The following is a 24,726-nucleotide window of genomic DNA, read 5'->3' as shown; positions in this document are numbered from 1 at the left end:
GTACCGTCTCCCGTTCCGCATCTCCCCCACATCTCCAGTCCCCCATCTCCCGTCCTCCCATCTCCCGTTCCACGATCAGCACTTGGACCACGTAACTTCATGTCTTGGTTTGAATCCCTCGTCCTCGGACTCGTCCAGGGGCTGACCGAATTCCTTCCCGTCTCCTCCAGCGCGCATCTGCGGCTCACCGCGGCGTTCGCGGGCTGGGAGGACCCCGGTGCCGCGTTCACGGCGATCACGCAGCTCGGCACGGAGGCGGCGGTGCTGATCTACTTCCGCAAGGACGTCGGAAGGATTCTGTCGGCGTGGTTCCGTTCGCTCGTGAACAAGGCGACACGCGGCGACCATGACGCGCAGATGGGGTGGCTGGTGATCGTCGGCTCGATCCCGATCGGGGTGCTCGGGATCACACTCAAGGACCAGATCGAGGGACCGTTCCGCGATCTCCGGGTCACCGCCACGATGTTGATCGTGATGGGCGTCGTCATAGGCATCGCCGACCGGCTCGCGGCACGCGACGAGACGGGCGGCAGGCACCGGGCGGCCAAGCAGCGCAAGGTACTTGAGGACCTGAACACCAAGGACGGTCTGTTGTACGGCGTCTGCCAGGCGATGGCCCTGATCCCCGGGGTCTCCCGCTCCGGCGCCACCATCAGTGGCGGCCTCTTCATGGGCTACAGCCGTGCCGCGGCGGCCCGTTACTCCTTCCTCCTCGCCATGCCGGCCGTCCTCGCCTCCGGCGCTTTCGAGCTCAAGGACGCGGCCGCGGAGGGCCATGTCTCGTGGGGGCCCACCATGTTCGCGACGGCCATCGCCTTCGTGGTCGGTTACGCGGTGATCGCCTGGTTCATGAAGTTCATCTCGCACAAGAGCTTCATGCCGTTCGTCTGGTACCGGATCGCGCTCGGGTTCGTCATCATCGGGCTGGTCGGTGCCGATGTGCTGAGCCCGCACGCAGCCGAATCCGCCGGCTGAGACGACCGCCCGAGGCGACCGTTCCCCGCCAGTTCTTCATGGCGCAATCGCGCGCCCGATCTCGCACGGGACGGGATCACCACGTAGCCGGCTGGAAGGACGTGGGGGCCGTTCTCCCGGCCGTCTCCCTCTCACCGAGGTGACGGCGTTCGCCGCCGAAGGGCTGATCATGCGTGGTCGACGACGAACGGCCCGGGCGTCTCCGGCTTGATCCACCGTCACAGGTCAAGGTCGAGCGCCTTGCGGTCGAGGAACAGGGACATCATCGCTCGTACGAGGGAGAACGGGTCGGCGAGCTTCCTGGCAGCCTCCGCCCACACCCCCGGCCGGTGCCACGCCCACCTGTCCGCCGCATCTCCCGATGTCATCCCTCACCCCGGCAAGGAGACCATCGGCGCGCCGGAGCGACGGAGCCGACGCATGTACGTGGAGTCGACACCGGCGGAACGGGGTGGGCCCGGCGGATCATGCGGCGGGCGAGACGGCAGCCTTCCGACTGATCTTCCTGCCGGGGCCGGGACCGGCCAAGCAGCTTTCGACGAGCGGGAATCGAAGGCGCTGTAGGCCGTCTGGCCGAACACTTCTGCGGACTGCTCCGGGGCGTTTTAGCGTGGTCTCCCCGACTGGAGGTGGAGCATGCTGAAGGAGCCGACGCTGAGCCGCTTGGGCACGGAAGCGCGCAGTGTGAAGTTTCCGGACGGCAGCCGCGGGATCATCCTGGTGAAGGCCGGAATCCCGCAGGACGAGGCGGACGCGATCGCGGCGCGGGTCTGGACGGAGCGGCTGGAGCCGAGCGGGCCGAACGGCTGAGCCCATGACAGAACCGGAACCGCCGCCCGTGACGGGACGGGACGGAGAGAGGGGGACGGGCCGGGATCAGGCGCTCTCAGCCGCCGCGTAGAACAGCCGGGCCGTCCTGTGCAGCGAGCTCTTCAGCGGCTGAAGCTCCGCCGCGAGCTCCTCGTTGCCACGGGCTACGGCATCGAGAAGGGCGGCAACCGGCGCTTCGAGGTTCGTGAGCGCACCACCGAGGTCGGCGAGGAACTCGGCCGCCGACGTCACGTCGGCATCGTCGAGCGCCCCGGCCCGCAGGGCCGGTTCGGCGGTCGCGCGGATCTGGTCGGCGAGCTGCTTGCTGACACGGATGTTCTTGACCATCGGGTTCCTCCAGTGGTTCATGGCGTCGAGTTGCGTCCCGCCCCGTCGATGCCGGACTGTCCGCCCCGCGCCCCGTATACACCCGTCCGACGCTTGTGCACCCACCCGACGCGAGTCCAGCCACCCTGCGGGGACCCCTCCTGTCCGCGCAGCTCGCACACGCCCCGGTGGACGTTGCCGTTCACCCGGTCAGCGCGTCGCGGTCCGGGGCAACTCAAGCCGCTGGGCAGGGAGTTCGGCGTCCAGCGGGTCGTCGTTCGGGTGCGTCGTGACGAAGCACATACGGCTTGAGTAGCCGCCCGGTAGCGCAGTGTCAGTCCTTGCGCCTAGGCTGGTGCGCATGTCCCCCGATGTCACTCCGCCTGGTTCCATGCGGTCTGCCGCCGCGTTGAACGAACAGATCCGCGCCCTGTGGACGCGGACAGGCGGCTCCCTGTCCGCGCAGGAGCGGGCGGAGTACGAGCTGTTGGTCGTGAAGTGGGCCGAGGCGATACGCGGCGAGATCATCGAGGCGGCGTAGGGCCGCTCGCGATTCCGGCGCGCACGGACGGCTCACCGCCCTCCGGACACCCGGAGCACCGCCCCCGTCGTGTACGACGCCTCGGGCGACATCAACCACGCGACGGCGGCGGCGACTTCCTCCGCCCCGCCGACGCGGCGCAGCGGGATCGACGAAGCGGCGCGTTCGGCACGACCCGGGTCTCCCATGGTCGCGTGCATCTCGGTGTCGATCATGCCGGGCGCGACGGCGTTGACCCGGATGCCGTCGGGGCCGAGTTCCTTGGCGAGTCCCGTGGTCAGCGCGTCGACGGCCGCCTTGCTCGCCGCGTAGTGCACGAATTCGCCGGGACTGCCGAGCGTGGCGGCCGCCGAGGACACGTTCACGATGGCGCCGCCTCCCAGGGTGGCCATGGACCGGGCGGCGCGACGCGAACACAGCAACGTGCCGAGCAGGTTGACCTCGATCACACGCCGCAGATCTGCGGGGTCGGCGTCCGCGAGCCGCCCGAGCGGTCCGGTCACCCCGGCGTTGTTCACCAGCCCTGTCACCTGCCCCAACCGGTTCGCGGCCGTGTCGAAGAGCCGCTCGACGTCGGCCTCGTCGGAGGTGTCCACACGCACCGTGGCACAGCGTGCCCCGGCCGAGCGGACGGCGGCCGCGGTCCGCTCGGCGGCCTCGCCGTCGCTCACGTAACCGACGACGATGTCGTGCCCGTCCGCCGCGAGCCGGGTACAGGTCGCGGCGCCGATCCCTCGGCTGCCGCCCGTGACGATCGTGACAGGGCGTGCCATAAGAGCCTCCTGGAGTGGCAGACGAGTCGCCGACGCACCCGGCAGGGGTGATCGACTGGGGTGGGACACCCCCATCGACTGGGGTGGGACACCCCCATGGAATCACCATGGACCCGTTCGTCCGCGGTCGATCATGGATCAGCGGCGATCGCGGATCCGCGCCGGTCTCGGCATGGCGTCGCGGACTTCCAGGCTCAGCTCACCCGCGTAGCGGTGCCGCCTCACCCACGAGACCGCCCGGACGGAGCGGACGATGCCGGACCGAATCCTGCCGGACATCGAATATCCCCGCACAGCCTCTTGGCGTGGCAGGCCCCGTGGCCAACACTGAGCCGATGACGCAGCGTGTGGAGCTCGCGACCGTGCTGGACCGGTTCGCCGTGGACGAGATCGTCACCGCGTACGCGGTGGCAGTGGACGACGGCGACTGGGAGGCGTACCGGGGGCTGTTCACGTCGGAGGGCCGCGCCGACTACCGCTCGGCGGGTGGCATCGAGGGCGACGCCACCGAGGTCGCCGGGTGGCTCTCGCAGAGCCTGGAACTGTTCGCGATGCGCCAGCACCTCATCGTCAACAGGCGCCTGCGGTTCGGCGTCCTGGATCAGGACACCGGTGACACGGCCGAGGTGCAGGCGGACTACATCAACCCGATGCGGTTCGCGGGACAGGACGGGGATTCCACCGCGCCCGACCTCGTGTGCGGCGGCCGTTACGCCTTCGGCCTGCTGCGCACCGGCGACGGCTGGCGGCTGCGCCAGGTGGTCGTCCAGGAGAAGTGGCGCCGGATGCCGCAGCCCCTGAACGCGCCCGCGAACGCCTGAGCAGCCACCCGCTTCCGCCGGAGCCGGCGCGTTCTCGGCCCGCGTCCGCGGCCTGGGGCGCTTCCCCATCGGCGCGCCCCTTCCCGATCTCCGTGCCCCCTGTCGGAGATCGCCGCCGACGCGCACACTGGAGGGACCTCGGGGCAGGGAGGCGAAGGATGAAAAGGCCCGACCGTGCGTTCGACCCATGGCTGGTCTCTCCCTGGCGGCGCGGTGTCGTCGCCGCGCTGGCGGGCGCGCTGCCCGTGTTCGCCTTCCCCGCCCCGTCCTTGTGGTGGTTCGCGTACGTGGCGCTGGTGCCCTGGATCCTGCTGGCCCGCTCGGCCCCCACGGGCAGGCGTGCCGCGTACGACGGCTGGCTCGGCGGGTTCGGTTTCATCCTGGCCGTGCACCACTGGCTGCTGCCGAGCCTGAATGTCTTCACGGTGGTCATAGCGGCGCTGCTCGGCGCGCTGTGGGCCCCGTGGGGGTGGCTCGTCCGACGGTTCCTGGCCGGGGTGCCGTCACCGGGCCAGGTCGGCGCCGCCCTCCTCGTTCTGCCGTCGGGGTGGCTGATGGTCGAACTCGTCCGGTCCTGGCAGGGCTTGGGCGGTCCCTGGGGTCTGCTCGGCTCGAGTCAGTGGCAGGTGGAGCCGGCGCTGCGGCTGGCCTCGGTGGGCGGGGTGTGGCTGCTCAGCTTCCTGGTGGTGGCGGTCAACGTCGCCGTCGCGGTGCTGGTCTCGGTGCGTGAGTCCCGTATGCCCGCCGTGGCCGGACTGGTCGCGACGGCCGCCGCGACCTCGGCCGCATGGGTGTGGTCGCCGCGCCCGGAGGTCGACGGCCGGGTTCGCATCGCGGTCGTGCAGCCCGGTGTCGTGGACGGCAGCACGAGCGGCGACAGACGCTTCGCGCGCGAGGAGGCGCTGACCCGGGAACTCGCGGGCCAGGGCGCCGACCTGGTCGTCTGGGGCGAGAGCAGCGTCGGCTTCGACCTGGCCGACCGGCCCGATCTGGCGCACCGCGTCGCGGCGCTTTCCCGCGAGGTCGGCGCCGACATCCTGGTGAACGTCGACGCGCGCCGGTCCGACCGGCCCGGTATCTACAAGAGCTCGGTCCTGGTGGGGCCGCACGGTCCGACCGGCGACCGCTACGACAAGATGCGGCTGGTCCCGTTCGGCGAGTACGTGCCGGCGCGCTCCCTGTTCGGCTGGGCCACCTCCGTCGGCAAGGCCGCGGGCGAGGACCGCAGGCGGGGCACCGAGCAGGTGGTGATGAACGTCGGGCACGGGCTGCGCGTCGGCCCCATGATCTGCTTCGAGTCGGCGTTTCCCGACATGAGCCGCCACCTCGCCCAGGACGGCGCCGAGGTGCTGGTCGCCCAGTCCTCCACGTCGACGTTCCAGCACAGTTGGGCGCCCGAGCAGCATGCCTCGCTCGCCGCGCTGCGCGCAGCCGAGACCGGCCGCTCCATGGTGCACGCGACCCTCACGGGTGTCTCCGCCGTCTACGGGCCGAACGGTGAGCGCATCGGCTCCTGGCTCGGCACGGACGCGAGCGGCGCGATGGTCTACGAGGTGCCGCTGGCCCGGGGCGTCACGCCGTACGTCCGGTTCGGAGACTGGCCGGTGCACGGCGCCCTGCTGGTGATGGCGGCACTGTGCCTGACGGAGGGCACGCGCGCGTTCAGACTGCGGCGGACCTCTCCTGAACCGCTCGTACCACCCGCTCGCACAACTCGTGAGTCGCCAGCGCGTCCCGGGCGCTGAGCACCTTTCCCGCGCGCACGGCGTCGAGGAACGCGAGGACCGCCTGTTCGATGCCACGCTGCCTGGCCACCGGCACCCAGTCGCCGCGCCGCCGCACGGTCGGCTGCCCCTTGTGGTCGATCACCTCGGCGAGATTGACCACCTGACGCTTGGTGTCCTGGCCCGAGACCTCGAGGATCTCCTCGTTCGAGCCGCTCAGCCGGTTCATCACACCGAGTGCCGTGAATCCGTCTCCGGCGAGCTGGAGCACGACGTGGTGCAGCAGCCCGTCCTCGGTGCGGGCCCGCACCGTCACGTCGTCGACCGGTCCCGGCACCAGGAAGCGCAGGGTGTCGACGACGTGGATGAAGTCGTCGAGGACCATGGTGCGGGGCTCCTCGGGCAGCCCTGTGCGGTTCTTCTGCATCAGGATCAGCTCGCGCGGATGTTCGGCGCACTGTGTGTATCCGGGTGCGTGACGCCGGTTGAAGCCGACCGCGAGGCCGACGTTGCGCTCCTCCGCGAGCCGGACCAGCCGCTCCGACTCGGCGAGCTCGTACGCGAGCGGCTTGTCGACGTATGTCGGTACGCCCGCCTCCAGCAGACGCGTGACGATCTCCGGGTGGGCGACGGTGGCCACGTGCACGAACGCGGCGTCGAGGTCCTGGGCCAGCAGGTCCGCCAGGTCGGTGTGGCGCTGCGCCCGCGGCAGGTGAAGGCTGTCGGCGACCCGGTCGAGCGTCGCGGGCGTCCGCGTCTGCAGATGCAGCTCGATCCCGGGCTGCACACCGAGCACCGGCAGATACGCCTTCTGCGCGATGTCGCCGAGTCCGATGCAGCCGACCTTCACAGGGGTCTCCTTCAGTCGCCGACGCGGGTCCCGTCGGAAGCATACGGCCGCTGCGGCGAACGCCGGCCGGCGATTCCGTCGGAGGTGCGCGGGAAGAGCGCGGACCCTGCCTGGGACAAGCCGTGATCGCCGTGCCGCGCAGGGCGATCACGGCGCGGTTGCCCATCCTGTTCGTCCAGGCCGCCCGGAGGGCCTTACGGGCGACGGATGCTTGTCCGGGAGCCCTTGAACGGGGCTCCTTGTCCGGGCTCCCTTGAACGGGGTCCCTTCTCCCCCGGGTGGGCGACGGATTCGCGCCCCGTGCCGGTTGGGCGTCGTGGGCCACTGCCCGCAAAGAGGGGCCGGCACCCCGGCCGGACCCCGCGCACGCCGCGCGACCCGTGCACCCCGCGCACGCCGGCAGCGTGTCAGCTTGCCGATGTCCGTGCCCGCCGGAGGAGCGGAAGGATCACCCGTGCGGGGCATCCTGAACGTCTCCGCTCCCCAAAGCGGTCCGGAACCAGCAGAGTTGCGTGGGTGTATCGAACGACGACAACCGCAACGCTTCTGGTCGCCGTGGCAGTCACCGCCCTCTCCGGCTGTGTGACCGTCCAGCGGACGCCCGCCTCCGGCTCCCCTTCCGCCCCGTCCGGGCCCGCCGCGCCACATGAGGACGGCAAAGGGGGGTCCCAGATCGTGCAGGCCCCGGCCCGGGAGGCGCTGGAGCGCGTCGGTCCCTCACACAAGCCGGCACCCGACGCGGCGCCCCGGCGCCGGGCGGCTCCCCCACCGCGGGCCGTGGCACCCCCGGCCGTTCCAGAGCATGTCCGCCCGGCCCCGCGTCCCGAACCGCGCCACCCGAAACCCCGCGTCGCCGGGCCTCCCGGCGCCCCCGCCATGCCGAAGCGTTCGGACGTGTGCGCCCTCGGCAGCAAGTACGGGGGCTGGAACGCGGACAGCCCGGCGGCGGTCATCTGTGGGAAGACGTACGGAAACTGACCGCACCCGCGGTCCCGGCTCGGGGACGGCACCGCATCCCGGGACCCGGCGCCCGGCATCACGCGTCCGGCGCGGCAGGGCTCGGAGCCACGGCACGTCCCCGGCGAGACGGAACTCAGGCCCGTGCCAGCACGTGTTGGCCCCGGCGAGGCGGGGTCAGGCCCGCGCCACCACGTGCTGGCGGCAAGGCCTGACTCAGAGCCCTGCCACGTACCGCCCCGGCGGGACGGGATCAGGCGCCCACGCCAGCACGTGCTGCCCTGGCGATGCAAGGCTCAGGGCCGTTGTCTGGGCGGTCCCAGGGTCTCGCCCCCGGGACCGCCGAAGCGGTCGGGGCCCGCGGCCTCCGCCGAGGTGCCGGTGTCCTGGAGTCTCAGCTCCAGGCGGCCGATCGCCGCGCGGACACCGTCCCCGTATCTGTCGTCCGCGAGGACGCCGACCGCGCCGCGGGCCCGGCGCAGATGAGTGCGGGCGGTCTCCGAGCGGCCGAGCTTCGCATAGTCGGCGGCGAGGTTCAGATGCAGCGAGGGATAGAACGCGCGTACGGCAAGGGACTGGTGGGGCTCGGTGACCCTGCCGTCGGTCAGCTCCTCGGCCGCCGACAGAGCCCGCAGGTCCCAGGCGAGTTCGTCCGCGGGGTCGTCCTGGGTGTCGGCCATGTAGTGCGCCAGTGTGCAGCGGTGCAGGGCGTCACCACCTTCGCCGATCTCCCCCCACAGACTCAGGAAGCGGCCCCGGGCCTCCTCGCGGTCACCGGCGTGGTGCAGCATGACGGCCTGTCCGATCCGGGTCATCATGGCGTCCGGCGCCGCCTGCCCCTGTTGCTCCGCCACCGCGTCCTCCAGGCTCGTCGCTGTCCCTCACGACGCTAACCGGAGCCGCTGGCAATCCCGCTCAGGCGCCCCCGTACACCGCTGGGCCAGGCCGGTGACGGTCCCGCCCAGCGGCCCGGCCGTCAGCCCAGGTCCGGGATGCGCCAGTCGATCGGCTCATGGCCCTGGGCGGCCACGGCCTCGTTGATCTGCGTGAACGGACGCGAGCCGAAGAACTTCTTCGCGGACAGCGGCGAGGGGTGCGCGCCCTTCACCACCACATGCCGCTCCTCGTCGATCAGCGGGAGCTTCTTCTGCGCGTAGTTGCCCCACAGCACGAAGACCGCCGGGTCGGGGCGGTCGGCCACCGCGCGGATGACCGCGTCCGTGAACTTCTCCCAGCCCTTGGCCTTGTGCGAGTTCGCCTCGCCGGAGCGCACGGTCAGCACCGCGTTGAGCAGCAGCACACCCTGCTCGGCCCACGGCATCAGATAGCCGTTGTCCGGGATCGGGGTGCCCAGCTCCTCCTTCATCTCCTTGTAGATGTTCCGCAGCGACGGCGGGGTCTTCACCCCAGGACGGACCGAGAAGCACAGGCCGTGCCCCTGACCTTCGCCGTGGTAAGGATCCTGACCGAGGATCAGCACCTTCACCCGCTCGTACGGCGTGGCGTCGAGCGAGGCGAAGACCTCCTCCCGCGGAGGGTAGACGGGACCCTTCGCGCGCTCCTCCTCGACGAACTCGGTGAGTTCCTTGAAGTAGGGCTGCTGCAGTTCCTCACCCAGGACGCCGCGCCAGGACTCGGGCAGCATGGCGATATCGGTCACGTCAACTTCCTTCGGTGTGCGATGACTTTCAGACCACAGAACCTACCGTCGCCCACTGACAATCGGTTTCTGGCCCGCGTCGGGGCCGTGTGCCAGGTACCGTGTGCCCCTGCGGCGCAGCCGACCGGTGTCCCGGTTCTCCGGCGACCCGTCCCGCTACCAGCTCGGCTTGCGGTCCAGCTCCCACATCGTCATGATCGTCGACGGGTCCAGTGCCCGCTCGCCGCCCGAGATCTCCTCGTTCGCGGCCACGTACTGCCTGCCCTGCCACAGAGGCAGCAGCCGGGCGTTGTCGACGAGGATCTGCTGGGCCTCCTCGAACTCCTTGACCACCTCCGCGCGATCGCTCACCCTGCGCGACTCGGGCAGCAGGTCGTCGGTGATCCGCGGGGCCGGGTAGGGCGTCCCGAGAGCGTTCTGCTCACCCACGAAGGGTGCGATGAAGTTGTCGGCGTCAGGGAAGTCGGGGAACCAGCCGCGGCCGAACACCGGGTACTCGCCGCCGCGGTATCCCGCTTCGTACGTCTTCCATGGGCGGCTCTTGAGCGTGACCCAGAACAGGCCCGAGCCTTCGAGTTGGCTCTTGAGTTCACGGAACTCCGGGGCGGTCTCGGAGCCGTAGCGGTCGGTCGTGTACCAAAGGGTCAGCGGGACACGCCCGTTGATACCCGCGTCGAGCAGGATCTTGCGGGCCTTGGACCTGCTGGGGCTCCCGTACTCGTCGAAGTAGTCGGTGGTGTGCCCGGTCAGGCCTGCGGGGACCATCGAGTAGAGCGGGTCGACGGTGTCCCTGTAGACCTTGTGCGCGATGGCCGAACGGTCGACGATCTGGGCGATCGCCTTGCGGACGGCCGGCTTGCCTGCCCACGGGTCCTTCGGATTGAAGACCAGGTAACTGATCTCCATGCCCGCGCCGTCGATGAGCTGGATGTCCTTCCGCGCGCCGTTGCCCTGGAGGGCGACGATGTCCGAGGCGGCGAGGCCGCGGTAGGTGACATCGATCTTCTTGTCCTTCAGGGCCCCGACCAGTTGGGCCGAGTCCTGGAAGTAACGGATCGTCACCGCGTTGTTCCTGCGCTCGGCGAAGCCGTCGTAATGGTCGTTCCTGACGAGTTCGGCCTGCTCTCCCTCCCTGTAGGAACGCAGGCTGTAGGGCCCGGAGCCGGAGACCTTGTTGTCCTTGCGCAGGGCGCCGGCCGGGTAGTCGTCGGGGTCGACGATCGACATCGCCGGCGTGGCCAGCACGAACGGGAAGGTGGCGTCCGGCTTGTTGAGATGGAAGACGACCTCGCGCCTGCCCAGAACCTGGACCCGGTCGAGGCTGCCGAGCAGACCGGCGGGACCGCCGCTCACCGCGATCTTCCTGATCCGGTCGATGGAGTACTTGACTGCCGACGCGTCGAGCGGGTCCCCGTCGGAGAACTTCATGTCCGGACGCAGTTCGCAGCGGTAGACGCGATTGGTTCCGTCCGTGAACCTGCACCTCTCGGCGGCGTCGGGCTGCGGGGTGACCGAGCCGGTCGGATAGCCGAGCAGCGTCTGATAGACGTTGCGGAACAACTCCCACGAGCCGTCCCAGGAAGCGGCCGGGTCCAGCGTGCTGGGGGCACTCGTGGTGCCCACCACGATCGGCCCCTGGTCGGCCGGCGATCCCGGGGAGAGAACGCCGCAGCCGGCCACCAGGGTTATGGACGTGATCGCCGCCAGTCGTCGCAGGCATCGGTTCCGGTTGAACACGCGCACGCTCCTCGATCCGCCGTACCAAGGGTCGGCAGACCATACCGCAGTGCCCCGCCGGGGGAACCGTGTTCCCGGCAGGGCACTTGATCAGCACGTTTGTGACTACGTTGTCAGCGTTCCGTGAAGGCGTCGACGCTCCGGATATCGGACCCCGCGTCGCTCGGCCCGGGCAGGCCGTTTGTCGACTACCGACAAAAGGCCGGTCGGACGTTCCCCGCGCGGGGAACGTCCGACCGGCCTTCGCGTCACTCGACTCCGGCGTTGAGGAACATCCCGCCGTCGACCACGAGCGTCTGACCGGTGACCCAGTCCGACTGCTGCGAGGTCAGGAACGCGGCGGCTCCGCCGATGTCGGAGGGTACGCCGAGCCGGCCGAGCGGGTAGGCCGCGGCGGCCTCCGCCTCACGGCCCTCGTACAGTGCGGCCGCAAACTTCGTCTTCACCACGGCGGGGGCGATGGCGTTGACCCGCACCTTGGGCGCGAACTCGTGCGCCAGTTGCACGGTCAGGTTGATCATCGCGGCCTTGCTGATGCCGTACGCGCCGATGAACGGCGAGGGCGCGAGGCCGGCGACCGAGGCGATGTTGACGATCGCACCGCCGTTCTCGCTCTGCCAGGCCTTCCAGGTCTGCTGGGCGAAGCCGAGCGCGGAGACGACGTTGGTCTCGAAGACCTTGCGCGCCACGTTGAGGTCCAGCTCGGCGATCGGCCCGAACACCGGGTTCGTACCGGCGTTGTTGACCAGGAAGTCGACGCGGCCGAAGGCCTCCATGGTGCGCTCCACGGCGACGGCCTGGTGGGCCTCGTCGTGGGCCTTGCCGGCCACGCCGATGACGCGGTCGGCGCCGAGCGTCTCGACGGCCTCCTTGAGGGCGTCCTCGTTGCGGCCGGTGATGCAGACCCGGTCGCCGCGGGCTACCAGGGCCTCCGCGACGCCGTAGCCGATGCCGCGGCTCCCGCCCGTGATGAGCGCGACCTTGCCCGAGAGTTCGGGGAGTGTAGTCATGTGCTTTTCCCCCGTACTCAGTTGAGCGGTCCGCCGGCCACGTACAGCACCTGGCCGGAGACGAATCCGGCAGCCTCGCCGGTGAAGAAGGCGATGGCGTTGGCGATGTCGTCGGGGTTGCCGACGCGCTGCACGGGGATCTGGGTGGCGGCCGCGGCCTGGAAGTCGTCGAAGTCCATCCCGACGCGGGCGGCGGTGGCGGCGGTCATGTCGGTGACGATGAAGCCGGGCGCCACGGCGTTCGCGGTCACACCGAACTTGCCGAGCTCGATGGCCAGGGTCTTGGTGAGGCCCTGGAGGCCGGCCTTGGCGGTGGAGTAGTTGGCCTGGCCGCGGTTGCCCAGCGCCGAGGACGAGGACAGGTTGACGATACGGCCGAACTTGGCCTCGACCATGTGCTTCTGGCAGGCCTTCGCCATCAGGAAGGCACCGCGCAGGTGCACGTTCATGACGGTGTCCCAGTCGGACGCGCTCATCTTGAACAGCAGGTTGTCGCGGAGGACACCCGCGTTGTTCACCAGGATGGTCGGCGCGCCGAGCTCCTCGGCGATCCGCGCGACGGCGGCCTCCACCTGGGCCTCGTCGGAGACGTCGCAGCCGACCGCGAGGGCCTTGCCGCCGGCCGCGGTGATCTTCTCCACGGTGTCCTTGCACGCGGCCTCGTCGAGGTCGATCACCGCGACGGCGCGGCCCTCCGCGGCCAGTCGTACGGCGGTCGCGGCGCCGATGCCGCGCGCGGCACCGGTGACTACGGCGACGCGCTGCTCAGTGGTGGACATTGCTGGTTCTCCTCGCCCTTGGAAAAGCCGGCCCAAGCCCGGCCAAGCTGTCTCGACAACCTTGCGGAGTCTTCGGGGGTCCCGGAAGACCCGCGGCTCACACGGTACGCCCGTCCAGTGAGCGACCGCTTAGTACCTTCAGCAGACGTGACGCTAGAAGCCCTGGCACCCGGTGTCAACGGCACACCGCGCGCATGTGATCCATTACCTGACCAGGAGCTGGAGCAACCGCTCCGTCTCGGCCTGCGGATCGGCGGTCAGGCCGGTGTGCACGGGACCCGGCTGGACCACCGTCGAGCGCGGCGCGATCAGCCAGCGAAAACGCCGTCCGGCATCGTCATGTGCCGCTTGACCAGCTGCTTTTCCTCCGGTGCAGACACCTTCGACAGCGCGCAGCGCGGCCCGTACGCCCTCCGCGTCCGCGTCCGGGTCGAGTGCGAACAGCTTGTTCTCGTCCAGATGGGTACGAGCCGCGACGAAGGAGTGGGCGCGGCAGTACACCAGCACGCCCGCGTTGAAGCACTCGCCGCGCTCGACCCGCGGCACCACGCGCAGCAGCGCGTACTCGAAGACGTCCCGCTCGCTCACCTGCCCCCCTTGATGCCGTCGATGCCCTTGATCCGCTCGTGGATGACGCCGGCGCGTGCCAGGAGCGGCCGTGCGTAGGCGCGGCGCAACGCGTCCACGGAGTCGAAGCCCGGCTCGTCCACCAGCCAGGCCTCGGGGATCTCGGCGGTGACCTCGGCGAGCAGGTCCTCGGTGACCAGCGGGGCCAGCTCGGCGGCTGCCGAGGCGATGTCCGGCCCGAAGGGGGCGAGCGCGTGGTCGGAGATGTCGTACGGCTTGGCGGCGGAAGCCTCCGCGCCGGGCCAGTTGTGATGCCAGATCATCGTGGCGCCGTGGTCGATGAGCCACAGATCGCCGTGCCACATCAGCAGGTTGGGGTTGCGCCAGGAACGGTCGACGTTGTTGACCAGGGCGTCGAACCAGACGATCCGGCCGGCGTCCTCGGCGCTCACCTCGAAGGCCAGCGGGTCGAAGCCCATGGCACGGGAGAGGAAGTCCATCCCGAGGTTCGGGCCGCCGCTCGACTTCAGCAGTTCCTGGACCTCCTGGTCCGGTTCGGCGAGCCCCAGGACCGGGTCGAGGCCGATCGTCACCAGGCCGGGCACCCGCAGGCCGAGCCGGCGGGCGAGCTCACCGCAGACGACCTCCGCGACGAGCGTCTTGCGCCCCTGTCCGGCGCCGGTGAACTTCATGACGTACGTCCCGAGGTCGTCGGCCTCGACGAGTCCCGGCAGCGAACCGCCCTCACGCAACGGCGTGATGTAGCGAGTCGCGGCGACCTCTTTCAGCACTTTCCCAGGCCACCAATCTCTTCAACCTTGCAGTACATGGCCGACCTCGTAGGGGCTCAGCAGCGGGAATCACCTGTCAACAGGCCTGGGGAGAATCTGGGGAGTTTCGGCCGGCCTGCCGATCTCCACGCTCCCCAAGCAGTCCGTCGATTGCGGTGCGCCCCTTGCTGCCGGCCTCCGGCATGAAGTGAGCATAGTAACCGAGGGTGATCGCGGGCGAAGAGTGCCCGAGCCACCGTGCCACGGTCACCACGGACTCTCCCGCCTCCAGCATGATCGAGGCGTAGGTATGCCGCAGCACGTGGAAGCCGTCCTTCGGCGCCGCCTCCCACTGCCAGTTCTTCGCCCCCTCGGCGCGCGGCGGGATGATTCCTGCCTTGGCCAACGCGGGCTTCCAGGTGTAGGTGTTCCAAGTGTTCACCGCAATGGCGTTGCCGAATCGTGCAATGAGCAGCAGAGCGAACTTCTTCCCCTGCCCTCCGCCTCCGGCCTTCCCCACGGGAGCTCTGCCTTCACCGGCGGAAACGCCTCGACATGGCGCTTCAGCTCCTCGGCCACCGAGGAGGGCATGTCGACGACACGGGTCTTCTTTCCCCTTCGGCAGGGCGAAGTACAACCTGCCCCTGATCGCCTGGACTCGGCGGCGGACATGAACCACTCCTCTCACGTAGTCGACGTCCTGCGGGCTCAATCCGAACACCTCGCCCTGACGAAGCCCGCATCCCAGACCGAGGACGACGGTTATCCGATTGCGCGGGTTGATGACGCCGCGGACCCGCATCGCCGTCGCCGACGGCCAGGCATCGCGTCGCTCCTGTGGCGCCTTGGGCCACCGCACGGACTTCGCGTGCATGGGGTCCCCGGCGAGCCGCTTGTCATCAACGGCCGCCTCCAGAATTGAGGAGAGTCCGGACAGGATGCCGCGCTGGTGGTCGACCGAGGAGACGGTCGACTCCAATCGGACAGGGGGTGCGGACGGGCACGGCGGGCGAACCGATCGGCCGAAGTGGATCGCCGGTACCCGCAGCCTGCCCCGCCCGTCACCGCCCCGGCCCCCGCAATGACCGGTGCAAGAGGCCACTTGGACAGGGAAAACGCAACTTCGACATGGCTCGCAGAGGCAGCTACCTTCACCTGGTCTTCGGTGGTCGCCCACGGTCGCACAGGGGTTCCTTCAGGCTGAGCCAGCCGCGACGGGACGAGTCGGTCATGCCCCACAAACCCTCGCCCCCATGCGCAAGCCACCGAACCGGGTCCACGCCAGGCAGCCCCAACCAGGGAGAGACGCATGCCCCATCTTGCTCTGTACACATTCGGCGTCCTGAAGTCACCTCTCGCCGATCCCGCACCTCTCACGCGCGAGTTCTACGACATTGGTGAGGCCGTCTACCGGAAGATCAGTCAGCACCCCGGATACCTCGCTCGTGCCGAAGCGGCAGACGGTGACCGGGGCATGCTCTTCGAGGCGGACTGGGGTGCATGGGGAGAGTTCGCCGTACCGACCTGGTACGGCAAGGGCCGTACGGTGGAAACCACCGCCCTGGCCGCGACCCTCTCACTCTGGACCGACCTGCGCCCCGCCTTCGACGCCGTCCACACCGGTCTGCACCGTGAGGCACTGAACAGGCTTTACGACTGGTTCGAGAGGACAGGACACCCGAATTACGTGTGCTGGTGGGCCTCCGACGGCGTGACACCCACCTGGCAGGACGGGGTTTCCAGGCTGGAACACCTCCACGACCACGGCTCCGCGCCGCACGCCTTCACCTTCCACCACTCGTTCGCCCCGGACGGAACTCCGACCAGGATCAAAGGCATCGGGCCGAAGAGCGACCAGGTTCGCTGACAAGGAAGCCCGAACGACTGGGTTCGCTGTCAAACGCCTCGATTGAATGACGGCGAACAGATGCGTCCGCGCTACGGCGGATCCGCCAGTACCTGGGGGCTTCGCCCGCTACCTCGCGAGCACCGATGAGCACCAAGACGCCATCCTGCCCACCAGCGGCTTCGCCGGCACCCCCGAAGACGCCCTCGACTGCGCCTGCGGCCTCTACCTCACCGACCCCAGCATCTGACCCCGCACCACACACAACACAGGCTCCACAGTCAACCCCCGAAGGATTTACGGAGCCGACCACTGAGTGCCTCGAACATGGCGTGCCATCGCTCGCTGTCCATGTTGGGGCCCGCGGCCACGGGGTGATCCTTCATCGTCTTCACGAACCACGATGATCACCGGTGGCCGCACGCGTACCCGGCCTCGCAGGACCATGACTCACGCGGTGGGCATCGCCTCCACCAAGGCAAGATCACGATCTACGGCTGGAGTACTGGAACCGTTGGACGGCGTCGACGTTTCCGACGAATTCGAGAATGGCCTTCGCCAGTTCGTCGGGAGCCTCCATCGCGGCGTAGTGGCCGGCCCCGGTGAGAGATACCGAGCTGACCTCGGTCGCCGGCGCGGCCTGCGTCATGGTGACGGCCGTGAAGGAGCGTCCGCCGGCGCCGACCGCGAGCACAGGTACGGTCAGGCCCGGCGCGTCGGCGAGAGCCTTGATCTCGGAGCCCTCGCGCAGCATCGACCGGTAGAGGCCGATCGCTCCTCGCCAGCCGTCGGGCCGCGCGTAGCTGCGGACGAATTCGTCAATGTCGGCGTCGGTGCTCGCATCCGGGGTCGCGCTCGTCGCCGAGAATGCGAACTGTCCCAGGAACTCGCGCTCGCGACCGGCCAGCAGCATCTCGGGAATGCCGGGCGCGGCGAGAACGCCGATGTACCAGGCGCCACCGTGGGTGATGTCGGCCAGCGCCTCCACGCCGAACCCGGGCAGTCCCGTCTCGATCGCGATGAAGCTGAGCACGTCCGGCGGGTGCGTGGTCGCGAGTCGGAACACAGTCGCTCCGCTGATGTCCTGTCCGGTGAGATGGACCGGGCCGACGTCGAGTTGTTCGATCAGAAGGTGCAGGTCCTCGGCCGAGGTGGCGCTGTCGTACTCGCCCGGCCCGTTGCCGGAGTCGCCGAAGCCGCGCAGATCGACGGCGAAGACACGGTGGCGCTCGGCAAGCAGCGGGATGAGCCTGTGGAAGGCCCACCAGGTCTCGGGGAACCCGTGGACCAGCAGGATCGGGGTTCCGCTGGTTCCCGCCGCGACGTAGTGCAGCGTGGTTCCGTTGGCCTCGACGCGGTGGTGCGTGATCCCCGGGAGCGTGGCACCGGCCGGTGCGACCTTCATCGTGACCCCCTATTTCGACAACCTTGTTGTCTATGACATTAGCCAACCAGGTTGTCGTTGTCCAGTGGTCGTATTCTTCTTCCATGCCACGATCCGGCGCTGACCTCGCACTGCTCCTGCTCGGAGGCTTCCGCTCGCTGGCGGACGCCGCGCACGCCGAACTGGCCCGCCGCGGCTACGAGGACGTGCGTCCCGTCCACGACTTCGCCATGCGAGCCATCACCGCCGGCGCGGACAACGCTTCAGAACTGGGCCGACGCCTATCGGTCTCCAAGCAGGCGGCAGCGAAAACCATCGCGGTGCTGCAGGAGCGCGGATACGTGGCACGCGACACGGACCCCCTTGACGCCCGCCGCAAGCGCCTTCAGGTCACCGCACTCGGCTTCGAAGTACTGCGACAAGGCGAATCGATCTTCGACGAGTTGCGCGACCAGTGGGAACGGCAGATCGGTACCGCCGAACTCGCGAGCCTTGAGACGCACCTGGCCACACTGGTCGGCGCCCTGCCCGTGCGCCTGGATGCACCAGGCTGGATTGCGCACGACCTCGGCGGGCCGGCCTGAAGCGTGTTGCACAAGGCCGGGATATTGCAGGTCAGGGCCTGATCATGGTTGTTCTGGTCACGCGGTCAGGGCGAGGTTGTGCATGTGGGCGACCGCTTGGACTGCGTGGTGGAGGCCGTCACCGTGCTGTCGGCAGTCGCGGAGGATCTTGTAGTTCTTCAGCCGGCCGATCGCGTGCTCGACGCGGGCACGGACCCGGCGATGCTCCGTGTTGCCGGCTTCCTCGCCGGCCAGCAGGGGCCGGCCGGGTCGTTTGCGGTGCGGGACGACCAGGCCGGTGTTGATGTAGGCCCCGTCGCCCAGCACGGTGACGCCTTCGCAGTGCCGGGCCAGTCCGGAGCTCCGCCAGACCTGGGCGTCGGCCCGGTTCCCCGGGGCCGGCCGGGCGGTGGCCACGACCAGGCGGGTGTCGGCGTCGATGACGACCTGCACGTTCGCGGAGAACCGGTAGTTGCGGCTCGAGGCGCCGACCGTCCGGTCGCACCGAAGGCATCACCGGTGCCCACCGGGACCCGGCCGCTTCGACCGGATACTCGGCGCATCTTGCCGGAGCCGCTTCACAGCCCGTGCCCGTCAAGGACGGTCATCAGTTTGCGCCTGCGCTTCAGCTCCGCCCGCAGACCGGCGAGATACGGGGTGAACGCGTCCTCCGTCCCCAGCGCCCTGTGGCAGGAGCGGACGTCGAGCAACAGCCTCGCCAACCGCTCATAGACCCGTTCCCCGGTCGGTTCTTTCAGGAGCTCGACCAGCCGCAGGTACACCCCGAGCGCGTCGGCCGGTCGCGTCTCGCGCGACAGGTCGGCGAGCTGCTGCCACTGCCGGTCGTCGGCACGGCCGGATGCCTCCCGCCAAGCCGTGTCCAGGTCGCCGTCGTCGAGCAGCGCGTCGATCAGTACAGGCCCTCGGTGCCAGCCGCTGCGCTCCTGAGGAGCGTCCTCGCGCAAAGCGGCCAGCGCCGCCGCCCGTTCGGTCTCCCAGCGGCCCGCCGACCGGGCAGCAGCGCGCAGTTGCCGGTAGGCGGCAAGGGACCGCTCGGCCAGGAAGCGGTCCCGGCGGATCGCGACGGTCTCGGCCTCCCTGCCCGCGCGCGAGTAACGGGCGCACGCGTAGTCGACGAGGCGGCCGTCGACGTGAGCCTCGCCGGCTGTGTCCCGCAGTCCGCGTTCCGCCCACGCGAGCGCGTCCTCAGGGCGGCCGGCCGCATCCAGTTCCTCGGCGATGCGCAGATGCGTGGCACCGGACGGCACCAGGTCCTGCGCGTACAGAGCGACCAGCGCGTCCACATCGCCTTCGGCATGGACCAAGCGCTCCATCAGATATCTCTCCGCCCAGCCACGCGGGCTGCGCCGCCGAGCCTCGGCCGCCAGCTGCCGCAGGCGGGCCACCCCCGTGTGCCCCAGCACATCGGCGTAGTCGAGCGGATCGAGGTCCGTCGCATCGTTCCAGTCACCGAGCACGTGGCCGACCAGCCACTCGGCCAGCCTCTCCGGGTCGGGGCGCGCGACTGAGCAAGCTTCCAGATGGGCCTCGGCCACCGCGGCCACGGCCTGCCCGACCACGCCGTCCGAGTCGTCGATCTCCCCATACGCCTCGCCGAGCGCCCGGATCGCCTCCTCGGCCAGGCCGACCGCGCACGCCGACTGCCCACCGGCGCTCAGGGCGCGCAGCGCGTCCGCCGCCTCCTGCACCTGCCGCGCGTACCCAGGGGCGGCGTCGTACTCGACGTACCCGTAGCGGGCGAAGGGCCGCGGGTCGAGCAGAGCCAGGACCCGGTCCCGGACCGTGCCCAGGTCTGAGCGCGCGGCCGCGGCCCGCAACTCCAGCCGCCGACGCAACTCCCGGTCGCCGGCGACCTGTTCCCGCACCAGAGCGAGGAGTTCGTCCCGGGACAGCGCCGTGAGCCACGCCTCGAGGCCGGAGGCACGCGTCCGGGCGGCGGCCCGCTGACGCGGGATCTCCTCCGCCTGCCGCAGGACGGTCAGCCCCACCGCCACGCAGTGCTTGCAGAAGTTGCCCTCCTGCCCGTACGGGCAATCGCACCGCCCCAAGACCCCGATGTGTCCGCCGAGGGTGAGCTCCACCTCGTAGCCGTCCGTACCCTGGACCACGGCAGTGACCGAATCGTCGCCCACGTCCAGCCCGCTCACCGCGTCCAGATATCCCAGTCCCCGCTCGAAGGACCGGTCCCCGGCCAGGGCTCGCAGTTCGTCTTCACCGAATCCCACCGGTTTCCGTGCCATACCGGTATTCAACCGCTCCCCCAGCGCGGGCGGGGCAACATCCGCCGACCGCCGACGGTGATGACGAAGTGAACCTTCCCGCCCTGCTCCTGCCTCCGGCCCGCTCCCCGGCCTGGCCCGCTGCCGGCGACGGCGACCCAGGCCGAGCCGGGGCTGTACCCGCAGGCGGCCGTGGACGGCAGCCCGGCCACCGTCCGGTCACCCGCTCGGCGCGCGTCGTCCCCACTGTCGGTCTGGGACGCGGGGTGCACGTCGGCACGGTCCGGCCGGCTTGGCGGAAGCGGCCAGTGTCGTCCATCGTCGAGGTATCGGCGGACTGCCGGTCCTGGCACCGGACGGACCGGAGCCCGGTCCGTTGCGTGCGGGTGAGCATGCGCGGGGAGGCGGTGCGCCGACCGAACTGGACGTGAAGAAGTGACGGCCGTCTCGCCGACCCGGTTCAATGTGACGCTCGTTGCCATACCTTGGGCATATGGCGCTGCATCACCACAGTGACCGTCCGTGGCGTGTGAGGGTGGACGACGAGGAAGGCGCGCCCTGTGGCGCAGGAGTGCTGCTCGACGACCGGCATGTGCTCACCTGCGCACATGTGGTCCGGTACGCCGGAGCGGCACCAGGGGGCACCACGTCTCACGTGCGGATCAGCAGTGTGGCATGCCGCCCGGAGTGGACCCGCACCGCGCACGTGGCCCCGGACACGTGGGTGCACGACCACAGCACCCAGCGCGGCGACGTGGCGCTGCTCGAACTCGACGAACCGGCCGGCTGCGGCACGCGGACCAAGCTGTGGAAGGCACCCATCTCCGGTGGCACGGTCCAGGTGTACGGCTTTCCCCACGACGAACCGTTCGGCATGGGGGCGGACGCGCGGCTGGCGGGATCGGGCCACCGGCAGGGCGAGTGGGGCCTGCTGAAGCGGATGCGCGAAGGCGACCCGTGGATCGAGCGGGGGTACTCGGGCGCCGGGGCGATGGCGGTGGGCGGCGAGTTCGACGGTCGCGTCATCGGCATCGTGGTGGCCGACTACGTCAACGGCGACGCGAAGGCGGCCTGGATGCTGCCGACCGAGACGATACTGACCTATCTGCCCGGGATCGAGGAGTTCACCGACGGTAGCCGCAGCAACGAACTGAGGCCCTCGCCGCCTGAGTTGCCCGGAGACGTGCTGGGCGACCCGCTGCGCCTCGCGCTCACGCAGGAACTCACGCGACTGCTCGACAGCGACTGGTCCGGCACCGTCGTCGTCGGCACCGGCGGCACGACCGCCGTGGGCGACTCCTGGCTCGTCCGTCTGGTGCGCACGGCCGATCCGGCGGCCCGGGCCGGCGTCACCGACGCCGAGCTCACCGGCGCCCCCGGGGACACCGTCCTCGGGCTCGGCACCATCGACGCGGCCTACGACGCGCGCGGCAGGTCGGTCGCCGACGTCAGCGGGTACCTCACGGGCCGGTTCGGACTCCCCGGCGGGGACCCCCAGGAGGTGCGACGACAACTGCTGCGCCGCAAGCCGCCCGCCTGTCTGGTGGTGGGCGGCGTGGACCGGGCCCAGGACCCGGAGGCCCTCTTACGGGAACTGCTGGGGCAGTTGGCCACCCGCGCCCGGTCGCGCGGCGTCCGCCTCGTCCTCGGCTTCGAGAGCGTGCCACCGGCCGGCCTCTCCTTCGACGTCTCTCTCGACCCCGAACCGCTGCGCGGGGGCGCGGCCCGGGGCGTGACCGCCGCCGAGGTCCACGCGGTCGTCGGGCAGCTCGCAGCGGAGGAGGGTGCCGCGTCCGCGCTGCAACAGGAGTGGGGCGTACGGTTCTTCGCCGCGCCCCGACTGCCGCCCCGCGCCGCGCCCCGGTTACGGGTCCGGCTGGCCGTGGCCCGGGCGACGGAACCCGACCCCGAACTCACTGCGATCCACGACCTGGCCGTCGAGGCCCGCGCCGCCCTCGTCCTGTTCGATCACGACCTGCGCCGACTGATCACGGCTCACGAGGATCTCACCGCCGACCTGGAACTGCACCGCGTCAGAGCCGCGCGGCACTTCGGTGACGAGGACCGACGGCTCGCCGAGCGGCACGCCCCCGCCGCCCGCGCTCTACGGACCGAGCCGATCGACCTCGGGGCCGCCCGCACGCTGGTCAGGCGCTACATCGAAGAGGTCAACCGACGGTTCGAGGAGAGGTGACACATGGTAATAAGCGGTCAGATGTGCAACCGCCCCGACTGCGGGCGCGGCACGATCGACGAACAGGGCTTCTGCGACGCGTGCGACCGGCTGCCGCTGCCGCGGGACGAAACGGTGCCGGTGCCCCGCGACCCGGAACCGGAACCGGAACCGGAACCGCTGGTGTTGCCCGGTGCGAGCATCGGTGTGGCGCAGGTACGCCCGGACCCCTGGTACGGCCTCGGCCTGGTCGACTCCGATCAGGCCCCCGAGGTCCCGGACATGCCGCTGAGCTCGTCGGACCCTGTCGCCGAAGCACACCGCTTCTGCCCCAACCCCTCCTGCAGGCAGCCGGTCGGCCGCGGCCACGACAGCGAGCCGGGCCGGACCGCAGGCTTCTGCCCGCACTGCGGCACCCGTTTCGACTTCGCCCAGCCGAACAGCCTCACCATCGCGGGTCGCTACGACGTCGTACGCGTCGTCGGCTCGGGGGCCTACGGCGCCGCATACCTCGCCCACGATCGCAATCTCGCGACCGACGTCGTCCTCAAGGCCCTGCGCAAATCAGTCGCCAAGACCGCCCGGCACGAACGGGACGTCCTGGTCGGGCTCCGGCACGACAGCATCGTCCGCATCCTGGGCTACGAGCACGAAGGACCGCATCTCGTCCTCGAATACGTGCCGGGCGAACCGCTCTCGGCACGCGACGGCGACCGCCTCGAAACCCTCCTGGCGCACGGCGTCCGTGTCCTCCAGGCACTCGACTACCTGCACGCCCGGGGCCTGCTGCACTGCGACGTCAAGCCCCTGAACATCATCCGCTTCCGGGAGGAGGGCCCGGCGGGCGCGCTCGACCGGGTGCGGCTCATCGACTTCGGCGCGGTGCGCAGCGACACGAAGGACACCGGGCCGGTCGTGGCGTACACGAGGGCCTACGCGCCGCCGGAGACCGATCCGGAACATCTGCACCCCACCCCCGGCTTCGACCTCTACGGACTGGGCATGACCCTGCGCGAGGTCTGCCGCTCCCGCTGGACGGACCGCTCCGCACCGGGCGTCGACTCGCTCCATCTGCTGCTGGACCGTGCCACGGACCCCGAGCGGCCGTGGTGTCGGTTCGTGTCGGCCCGGCAGTTCGCGGAGCAGCTCAGCGGTGTCATCCGGCAGGTCGTGGCGGCCCCGCCGACGCGGCGTCAGGTGGCCCGTCCCTCAGCCCTGTTCGGCTCGGTGCCCGAACCGCTGCACGGCGGGCTGGGCGCGGCCCGGCCCCCTGCCCACTGGGTCCGGGCGCAGTCGGACGAGAACGCTCTGCTGAAGATGCCCGGGCCGTTCTCCTCACCGGACCCCGGCGACGTCGCGGCCGCCCTTCCGGCCCCCCTGTCCGATCCCGACGACCCGCGCGTCACGGGCTCGGCCGGCGGCGCGCTGGCGGAGAGCCGGCTCGCCCTGCGCAGAAAGGACGCCGTGTCGGCGGCACGACAGCTCGCGGCGGCGGGCCTGCCCGACTGGCACTGGCTGCCCGACTGGTACTGCGGCCTGATCGCGCTGGCCGACGGCTGCCCGAAGCGGGCCACCGTCGTGCTCACCCAGGTGCGCAGGGCACTTCCCGGTGAGCTGATACCGCACCTCGCCCTCGGCCTGTGCGCCGAGTTCCGCGGGGACCGCGCGGTCGCGCGGTCCCACTACGGCACGGTCTTCGACACCACCCCCGCGCTCGGTGCGGCCGGTTTCGGCCTGGCCCGCGTCCTGCTGCTGACCGGCGAGCGCGCGAAGGCGGTGGACGTCGCCGAACAGCTGGCCAAGGAGTTCCGCTACGAGCGCGAGGCACGCGTGGCAGCCGTACGCCTGCGCGTCATGGTCCTCTCCGAGCCGGGCCACCCGGCGCCGACCGAGGACGACGTGGCCCGCGCCAGGGCGGCTCTGCCCGGCCTCGACCTGGACGAGGCGGCGGCCACCGCGCTGCGTGCCGAGATCCAGTACGCGGAGTTCCTGTACACCCACGACCGGCTGAAGCTGTCCGACGCGATCCGCGCCCTCGGCCCGCACGCGCCCACCGAGCGCGAGTACGTCGCACTGGTGGACCTGGCGAACCGGCTTCGCCCGGCGCTGAGATGGAGATGGCCGGGAAAACGGGGCAGAACGAGTCAATCCCATTTCGGAGCAACACCCAGCAGGCTAGGCTCCTGACCCGTTCCGTCGAGGAAGCGGGCATGCTCCGC

24 protein-coding genes and 1 pseudogene are annotated in these 24,726 nt (G+C 70.3%); 10 read left to right on the top strand and 15 right to left on the bottom strand.

Annotated elements, in window-relative coordinates:
* The first annotated feature begins 99 nt into the window (after positions 1-99).
* Positions 100-975 carry an undecaprenyl-diphosphate phosphatase gene (locus N4G66_RS12675; protein WP_261704152.1) on the top strand — a complete coding sequence of 292 codons (876 nt, stop codon included), beginning with the start codon at positions 100-102 and terminating at the stop codon, positions 973-975.
* A 218-nt stretch (positions 976-1,193) separates the two neighbouring features.
* Here the strand turns inward: N4G66_RS12675 and N4G66_RS12670 are convergent, their stop codons facing one another.
* Positions 1,194-1,343 (bottom strand): hypothetical protein, encoded by a 150-nt coding sequence (locus N4G66_RS12670; RefSeq protein WP_261704151.1) that lies wholly within the window; start codon positions 1,341-1,343, stop codon positions 1,194-1,196.
* 268 nt (positions 1,344-1,611) lie between these two features.
* On the opposite strand from N4G66_RS12670, the gene N4G66_RS12665 reads away from it, so the two are divergent.
* A complete protein-coding gene (locus tag N4G66_RS12665) occupies positions 1,612-1,785 on the top strand; it encodes a hypothetical protein (RefSeq protein WP_261704150.1) in 174 nt (57 codons plus the stop codon).
* Positions 1,786-1,851: 66 nt separating this feature from the next.
* Here the strand turns inward: N4G66_RS12665 and N4G66_RS12660 are convergent, their stop codons facing one another.
* The gene (locus tag N4G66_RS12660) at positions 1,852-2,154 is read right to left on the bottom strand and encodes a hypothetical protein (RefSeq protein ID WP_261704149.1); all 303 of its coding nucleotides are present in this window, start codon (positions 2,152-2,154) and stop codon (positions 1,852-1,854) included.
* A gap of 319 nt (positions 2,155-2,473) precedes the next feature.
* On the opposite strand from N4G66_RS12660, the gene N4G66_RS12655 reads away from it, so the two are divergent.
* Entirely contained in the window at positions 2,474-2,653 is a 180-nt protein-coding gene (locus N4G66_RS12655; protein WP_261704148.1) for a hypothetical protein, read from the top strand.
* A 32-nt stretch (positions 2,654-2,685) separates the two neighbouring features.
* Here N4G66_RS12655 and N4G66_RS12650 read toward each other — a convergent pair whose 3' ends face one another.
* A complete protein-coding gene (locus tag N4G66_RS12650; RefSeq protein ID WP_261704147.1) occupies positions 2,686-3,426 on the bottom strand; it encodes an SDR family NAD(P)-dependent oxidoreductase in 741 nt (246 codons plus the stop codon).
* 335 nt (positions 3,427-3,761) lie between these two features.
* Here N4G66_RS12650 and N4G66_RS12645 point away from each other — a divergent pair, with 335 nt between their 5' ends.
* Both N4G66_RS12645 and lnt read left to right on the top strand, forming a co-directional pair.
* Positions 3,762-4,247 carry a nuclear transport factor 2 family protein gene (locus N4G66_RS12645; protein ID WP_261704146.1) on the top strand — a complete coding sequence of 162 codons (486 nt, stop codon included), beginning with the start codon at positions 3,762-3,764 and terminating at the stop codon, positions 4,245-4,247.
* Positions 4,248-4,405: 158 nt separating this feature from the next.
* Entirely contained in the window at positions 4,406-5,992 is a 1,587-nt protein-coding gene (gene lnt, locus N4G66_RS12640) for an apolipoprotein N-acyltransferase (protein ID WP_261704145.1), read from the top strand.
* On the opposite strand, the gene N4G66_RS12635 is transcribed toward lnt, so the two are convergent.
* The 9 genes from N4G66_RS12635 to N4G66_RS12590 form a co-directional block, all read right to left on the bottom strand.
* On the bottom strand, positions 5,910-6,821 hold the full coding sequence (locus tag N4G66_RS12635) for a Gfo/Idh/MocA family protein (RefSeq protein WP_261704144.1): 912 nt from the start codon (positions 6,819-6,821) through the stop codon (positions 5,910-5,912). The two genes, lnt and N4G66_RS12635, sit on opposite strands and share 83 nt — an antisense overlap.
* Positions 6,822-8,074: 1,253 nt before the next feature.
* Positions 8,075-8,632, bottom strand: a complete 558-nt coding sequence (locus tag N4G66_RS12625) for a hypothetical protein (RefSeq protein WP_261704142.1) — start codon at positions 8,630-8,632, stop codon at positions 8,075-8,077.
* Positions 8,633-8,754: 122 nt separating this feature from the next.
* Entirely contained in the window at positions 8,755-9,438 is a 684-nt protein-coding gene (locus N4G66_RS12620) for a uracil-DNA glycosylase (RefSeq protein WP_261704141.1), read from the bottom strand.
* A gap of 156 nt (positions 9,439-9,594) precedes the next feature.
* Positions 9,595-11,175 (bottom strand): ABC transporter substrate-binding protein, encoded by a 1,581-nt coding sequence (locus N4G66_RS12615; protein WP_261704140.1) that lies wholly within the window; start codon positions 11,173-11,175, stop codon positions 9,595-9,597.
* Positions 11,176-11,423: 248 nt separating this feature from the next.
* Positions 11,424-12,185, bottom strand: a complete 762-nt coding sequence (locus tag N4G66_RS12610) for an SDR family oxidoreductase (RefSeq protein WP_261704139.1) — start codon at positions 12,183-12,185, stop codon at positions 11,424-11,426.
* Between the two features lie 17 nt (positions 12,186-12,202).
* Positions 12,203-12,964 (bottom strand): 3-oxoacyl-ACP reductase FabG, encoded by a 762-nt coding sequence (gene fabG / locus N4G66_RS12605; protein ID WP_261704138.1) that lies wholly within the window; start codon positions 12,962-12,964, stop codon positions 12,203-12,205.
* 204 nt (positions 12,965-13,168) lie between these two features.
* Complete coding sequence (locus N4G66_RS12600; RefSeq protein WP_261704137.1) at positions 13,169-13,552, bottom strand: DUF3037 domain-containing protein; 384 nt, start codon at positions 13,550-13,552, stop codon at positions 13,169-13,171.
* A complete protein-coding gene (locus N4G66_RS12595; protein ID WP_261704136.1) occupies positions 13,549-14,322 on the bottom strand; it encodes a HipA family kinase in 774 nt (257 codons plus the stop codon). The genes N4G66_RS12600 and N4G66_RS12595 overlap by 4 nt, the downstream gene beginning before the upstream one ends.
* A 76-nt stretch (positions 14,323-14,398) precedes the next feature.
* Positions 14,399-15,280, bottom strand: coding sequence for a tyrosine-type recombinase/integrase (locus N4G66_RS12590; RefSeq protein WP_261704135.1), 882 nt, complete (start codon positions 15,278-15,280; stop codon positions 14,399-14,401).
* Positions 15,281-15,610: 330 nt separating this feature from the next.
* Here N4G66_RS12590 and N4G66_RS12585 point away from each other — a divergent pair, with 330 nt between their 5' ends.
* On the top strand, positions 15,611-16,168 hold the full coding sequence (locus N4G66_RS12585; protein ID WP_261704134.1) for a DUF3291 domain-containing protein: 558 nt from the start codon (positions 15,611-15,613) through the stop codon (positions 16,166-16,168).
* Positions 16,169-16,214: 46 nt separating this feature from the next.
* Positions 16,215-16,397 (top strand): hypothetical protein, encoded by a 183-nt coding sequence (locus N4G66_RS12580; protein WP_261704133.1) that lies wholly within the window; start codon positions 16,215-16,217, stop codon positions 16,395-16,397.
* 234 nt (positions 16,398-16,631) lie between these two features.
* Here the strand turns inward: N4G66_RS12580 and N4G66_RS12575 are convergent, their stop codons facing one another.
* Positions 16,632-17,552, bottom strand: a complete 921-nt coding sequence (locus tag N4G66_RS12575; protein ID WP_261704132.1) for an alpha/beta fold hydrolase — start codon at positions 17,550-17,552, stop codon at positions 16,632-16,634.
* 83 nt (positions 17,553-17,635) lie between these two features.
* On the opposite strand from N4G66_RS12575, the gene N4G66_RS12570 reads away from it, so the two are divergent.
* Positions 17,636-18,115, top strand: coding sequence for a MarR family winged helix-turn-helix transcriptional regulator (locus N4G66_RS12570; RefSeq protein ID WP_261704131.1), 480 nt, complete (start codon positions 17,636-17,638; stop codon positions 18,113-18,115).
* Between the two features lie 57 nt (positions 18,116-18,172).
* On the opposite strand, the pseudogene N4G66_RS12565 reads toward N4G66_RS12570, so the two are convergent.
* Both N4G66_RS12565 and N4G66_RS12560 read right to left on the bottom strand, forming a co-directional pair.
* Positions 18,173-18,595 (bottom strand): annotated as a pseudogene (locus tag N4G66_RS12565) (transposase family protein); the annotation flags it as partial.
* A 77-nt stretch (positions 18,596-18,672) separates the two neighbouring features.
* Positions 18,673-20,355 (bottom strand): SWIM zinc finger family protein, encoded by a 1,683-nt coding sequence (locus N4G66_RS12560; protein WP_261704130.1) that lies wholly within the window; start codon positions 20,353-20,355, stop codon positions 18,673-18,675.
* Between the two features lie 472 nt (positions 20,356-20,827).
* On the opposite strand from N4G66_RS12560, the gene N4G66_RS12555 reads away from it, so the two are divergent.
* Complete coding sequence (locus N4G66_RS12555; RefSeq protein ID WP_261704129.1) at positions 20,828-22,528, top strand: S1 family peptidase; 1,701 nt, start codon at positions 20,828-20,830, stop codon at positions 22,526-22,528.
* Between the two features lie 3 nt (positions 22,529-22,531).
* Complete coding sequence (locus N4G66_RS12550) at positions 22,532-24,694, top strand: tetratricopeptide repeat protein (protein WP_261704128.1); 2,163 nt, start codon at positions 22,532-22,534, stop codon at positions 24,692-24,694.
* Positions 24,695-24,726: the final 32 nt, after the last annotated feature.

The organism is Streptomyces rhizosphaerihabitans (assembly GCF_025399795.1).
Taxonomy (GTDB): Bacteria; Actinomycetota; Actinomycetes; order Streptomycetales; family Streptomycetaceae; genus Streptomyces; species Streptomyces rhizosphaerihabitans.
The sequence above is the reverse complement of the archived record's forward strand: the minus strand, read 5'-3'. Positions and strand labels throughout refer to the sequence as shown.

What these genes read in the sequence shown, in the direction of transcription:
- N4G66_RS12665 (WP_261704150.1), top strand. Translation starts at nt 1,612, where the DNA reads ATGCTGAAGGAGCCGACGCTGAGCCGCTTGGGCACGGAAGCGCGCAGT.
- fabG (WP_261704138.1), bottom strand. Translation starts at nt 12,964, where the DNA reads ATGTCCACCACTGAGCAGCGCGTCGCCGTAGTCACCGGTGCCGCGCGC.
- N4G66_RS12660 (WP_261704149.1), bottom strand. Translation starts at nt 2,154, where the DNA reads ATGAACCACTGGAGGAACCCGATGGTCAAGAACATCCGTGTCAGCAAG.
- N4G66_RS12575 (WP_261704132.1), bottom strand. Translation starts at nt 17,552, where the DNA reads ATGAAGGTCGCACCGGCCGGTGCCACGCTCCCGGGGATCACGCACCAC.
- N4G66_RS12580 (WP_261704133.1), top strand. Translation starts at nt 16,215, where the DNA reads ATGACGGCGAACAGATGCGTCCGCGCTACGGCGGATCCGCCAGTACCT.
- N4G66_RS12655 (WP_261704148.1), top strand. Translation starts at nt 2,474, where the DNA reads ATGTCCCCCGATGTCACTCCGCCTGGTTCCATGCGGTCTGCCGCCGCG.
- N4G66_RS12610 (WP_261704139.1), bottom strand. Translation starts at nt 12,185, where the DNA reads ATGACTACACTCCCCGAACTCTCGGGCAAGGTCGCGCTCATCACGGGC.
- N4G66_RS12570 (WP_261704131.1), top strand. Translation starts at nt 17,636, where the DNA reads ATGCCACGATCCGGCGCTGACCTCGCACTGCTCCTGCTCGGAGGCTTC.
- N4G66_RS12650 (WP_261704147.1), bottom strand. Translation starts at nt 3,426, where the DNA reads ATGGCACGCCCTGTCACGATCGTCACGGGCGGCAGCCGAGGGATCGGC.
- N4G66_RS12560 (WP_261704130.1), bottom strand. Translation starts at nt 20,355, where the DNA reads ATGGCACGGAAACCGGTGGGATTCGGTGAAGACGAACTGCGAGCCCTG.
- N4G66_RS12645 (WP_261704146.1), top strand. Translation starts at nt 3,762, where the DNA reads ATGACGCAGCGTGTGGAGCTCGCGACCGTGCTGGACCGGTTCGCCGTG.
- N4G66_RS12670 (WP_261704151.1), bottom strand. Translation starts at nt 1,343, where the DNA reads ATGACATCGGGAGATGCGGCGGACAGGTGGGCGTGGCACCGGCCGGGG.
- N4G66_RS12555 (WP_261704129.1), top strand. Translation starts at nt 20,828, where the DNA reads ATGGCGCTGCATCACCACAGTGACCGTCCGTGGCGTGTGAGGGTGGAC.
- N4G66_RS12550 (WP_261704128.1), top strand. Translation starts at nt 22,532, where the DNA reads ATGGTAATAAGCGGTCAGATGTGCAACCGCCCCGACTGCGGGCGCGGC.
- lnt (WP_261704145.1), top strand. Translation starts at nt 4,406, where the DNA reads ATGAAAAGGCCCGACCGTGCGTTCGACCCATGGCTGGTCTCTCCCTGG.
- N4G66_RS12585 (WP_261704134.1), top strand. Translation starts at nt 15,611, where the DNA reads ATGCCCCATCTTGCTCTGTACACATTCGGCGTCCTGAAGTCACCTCTC.
- N4G66_RS12675 (WP_261704152.1), top strand. Translation starts at nt 100, where the DNA reads ATGTCTTGGTTTGAATCCCTCGTCCTCGGACTCGTCCAGGGGCTGACC.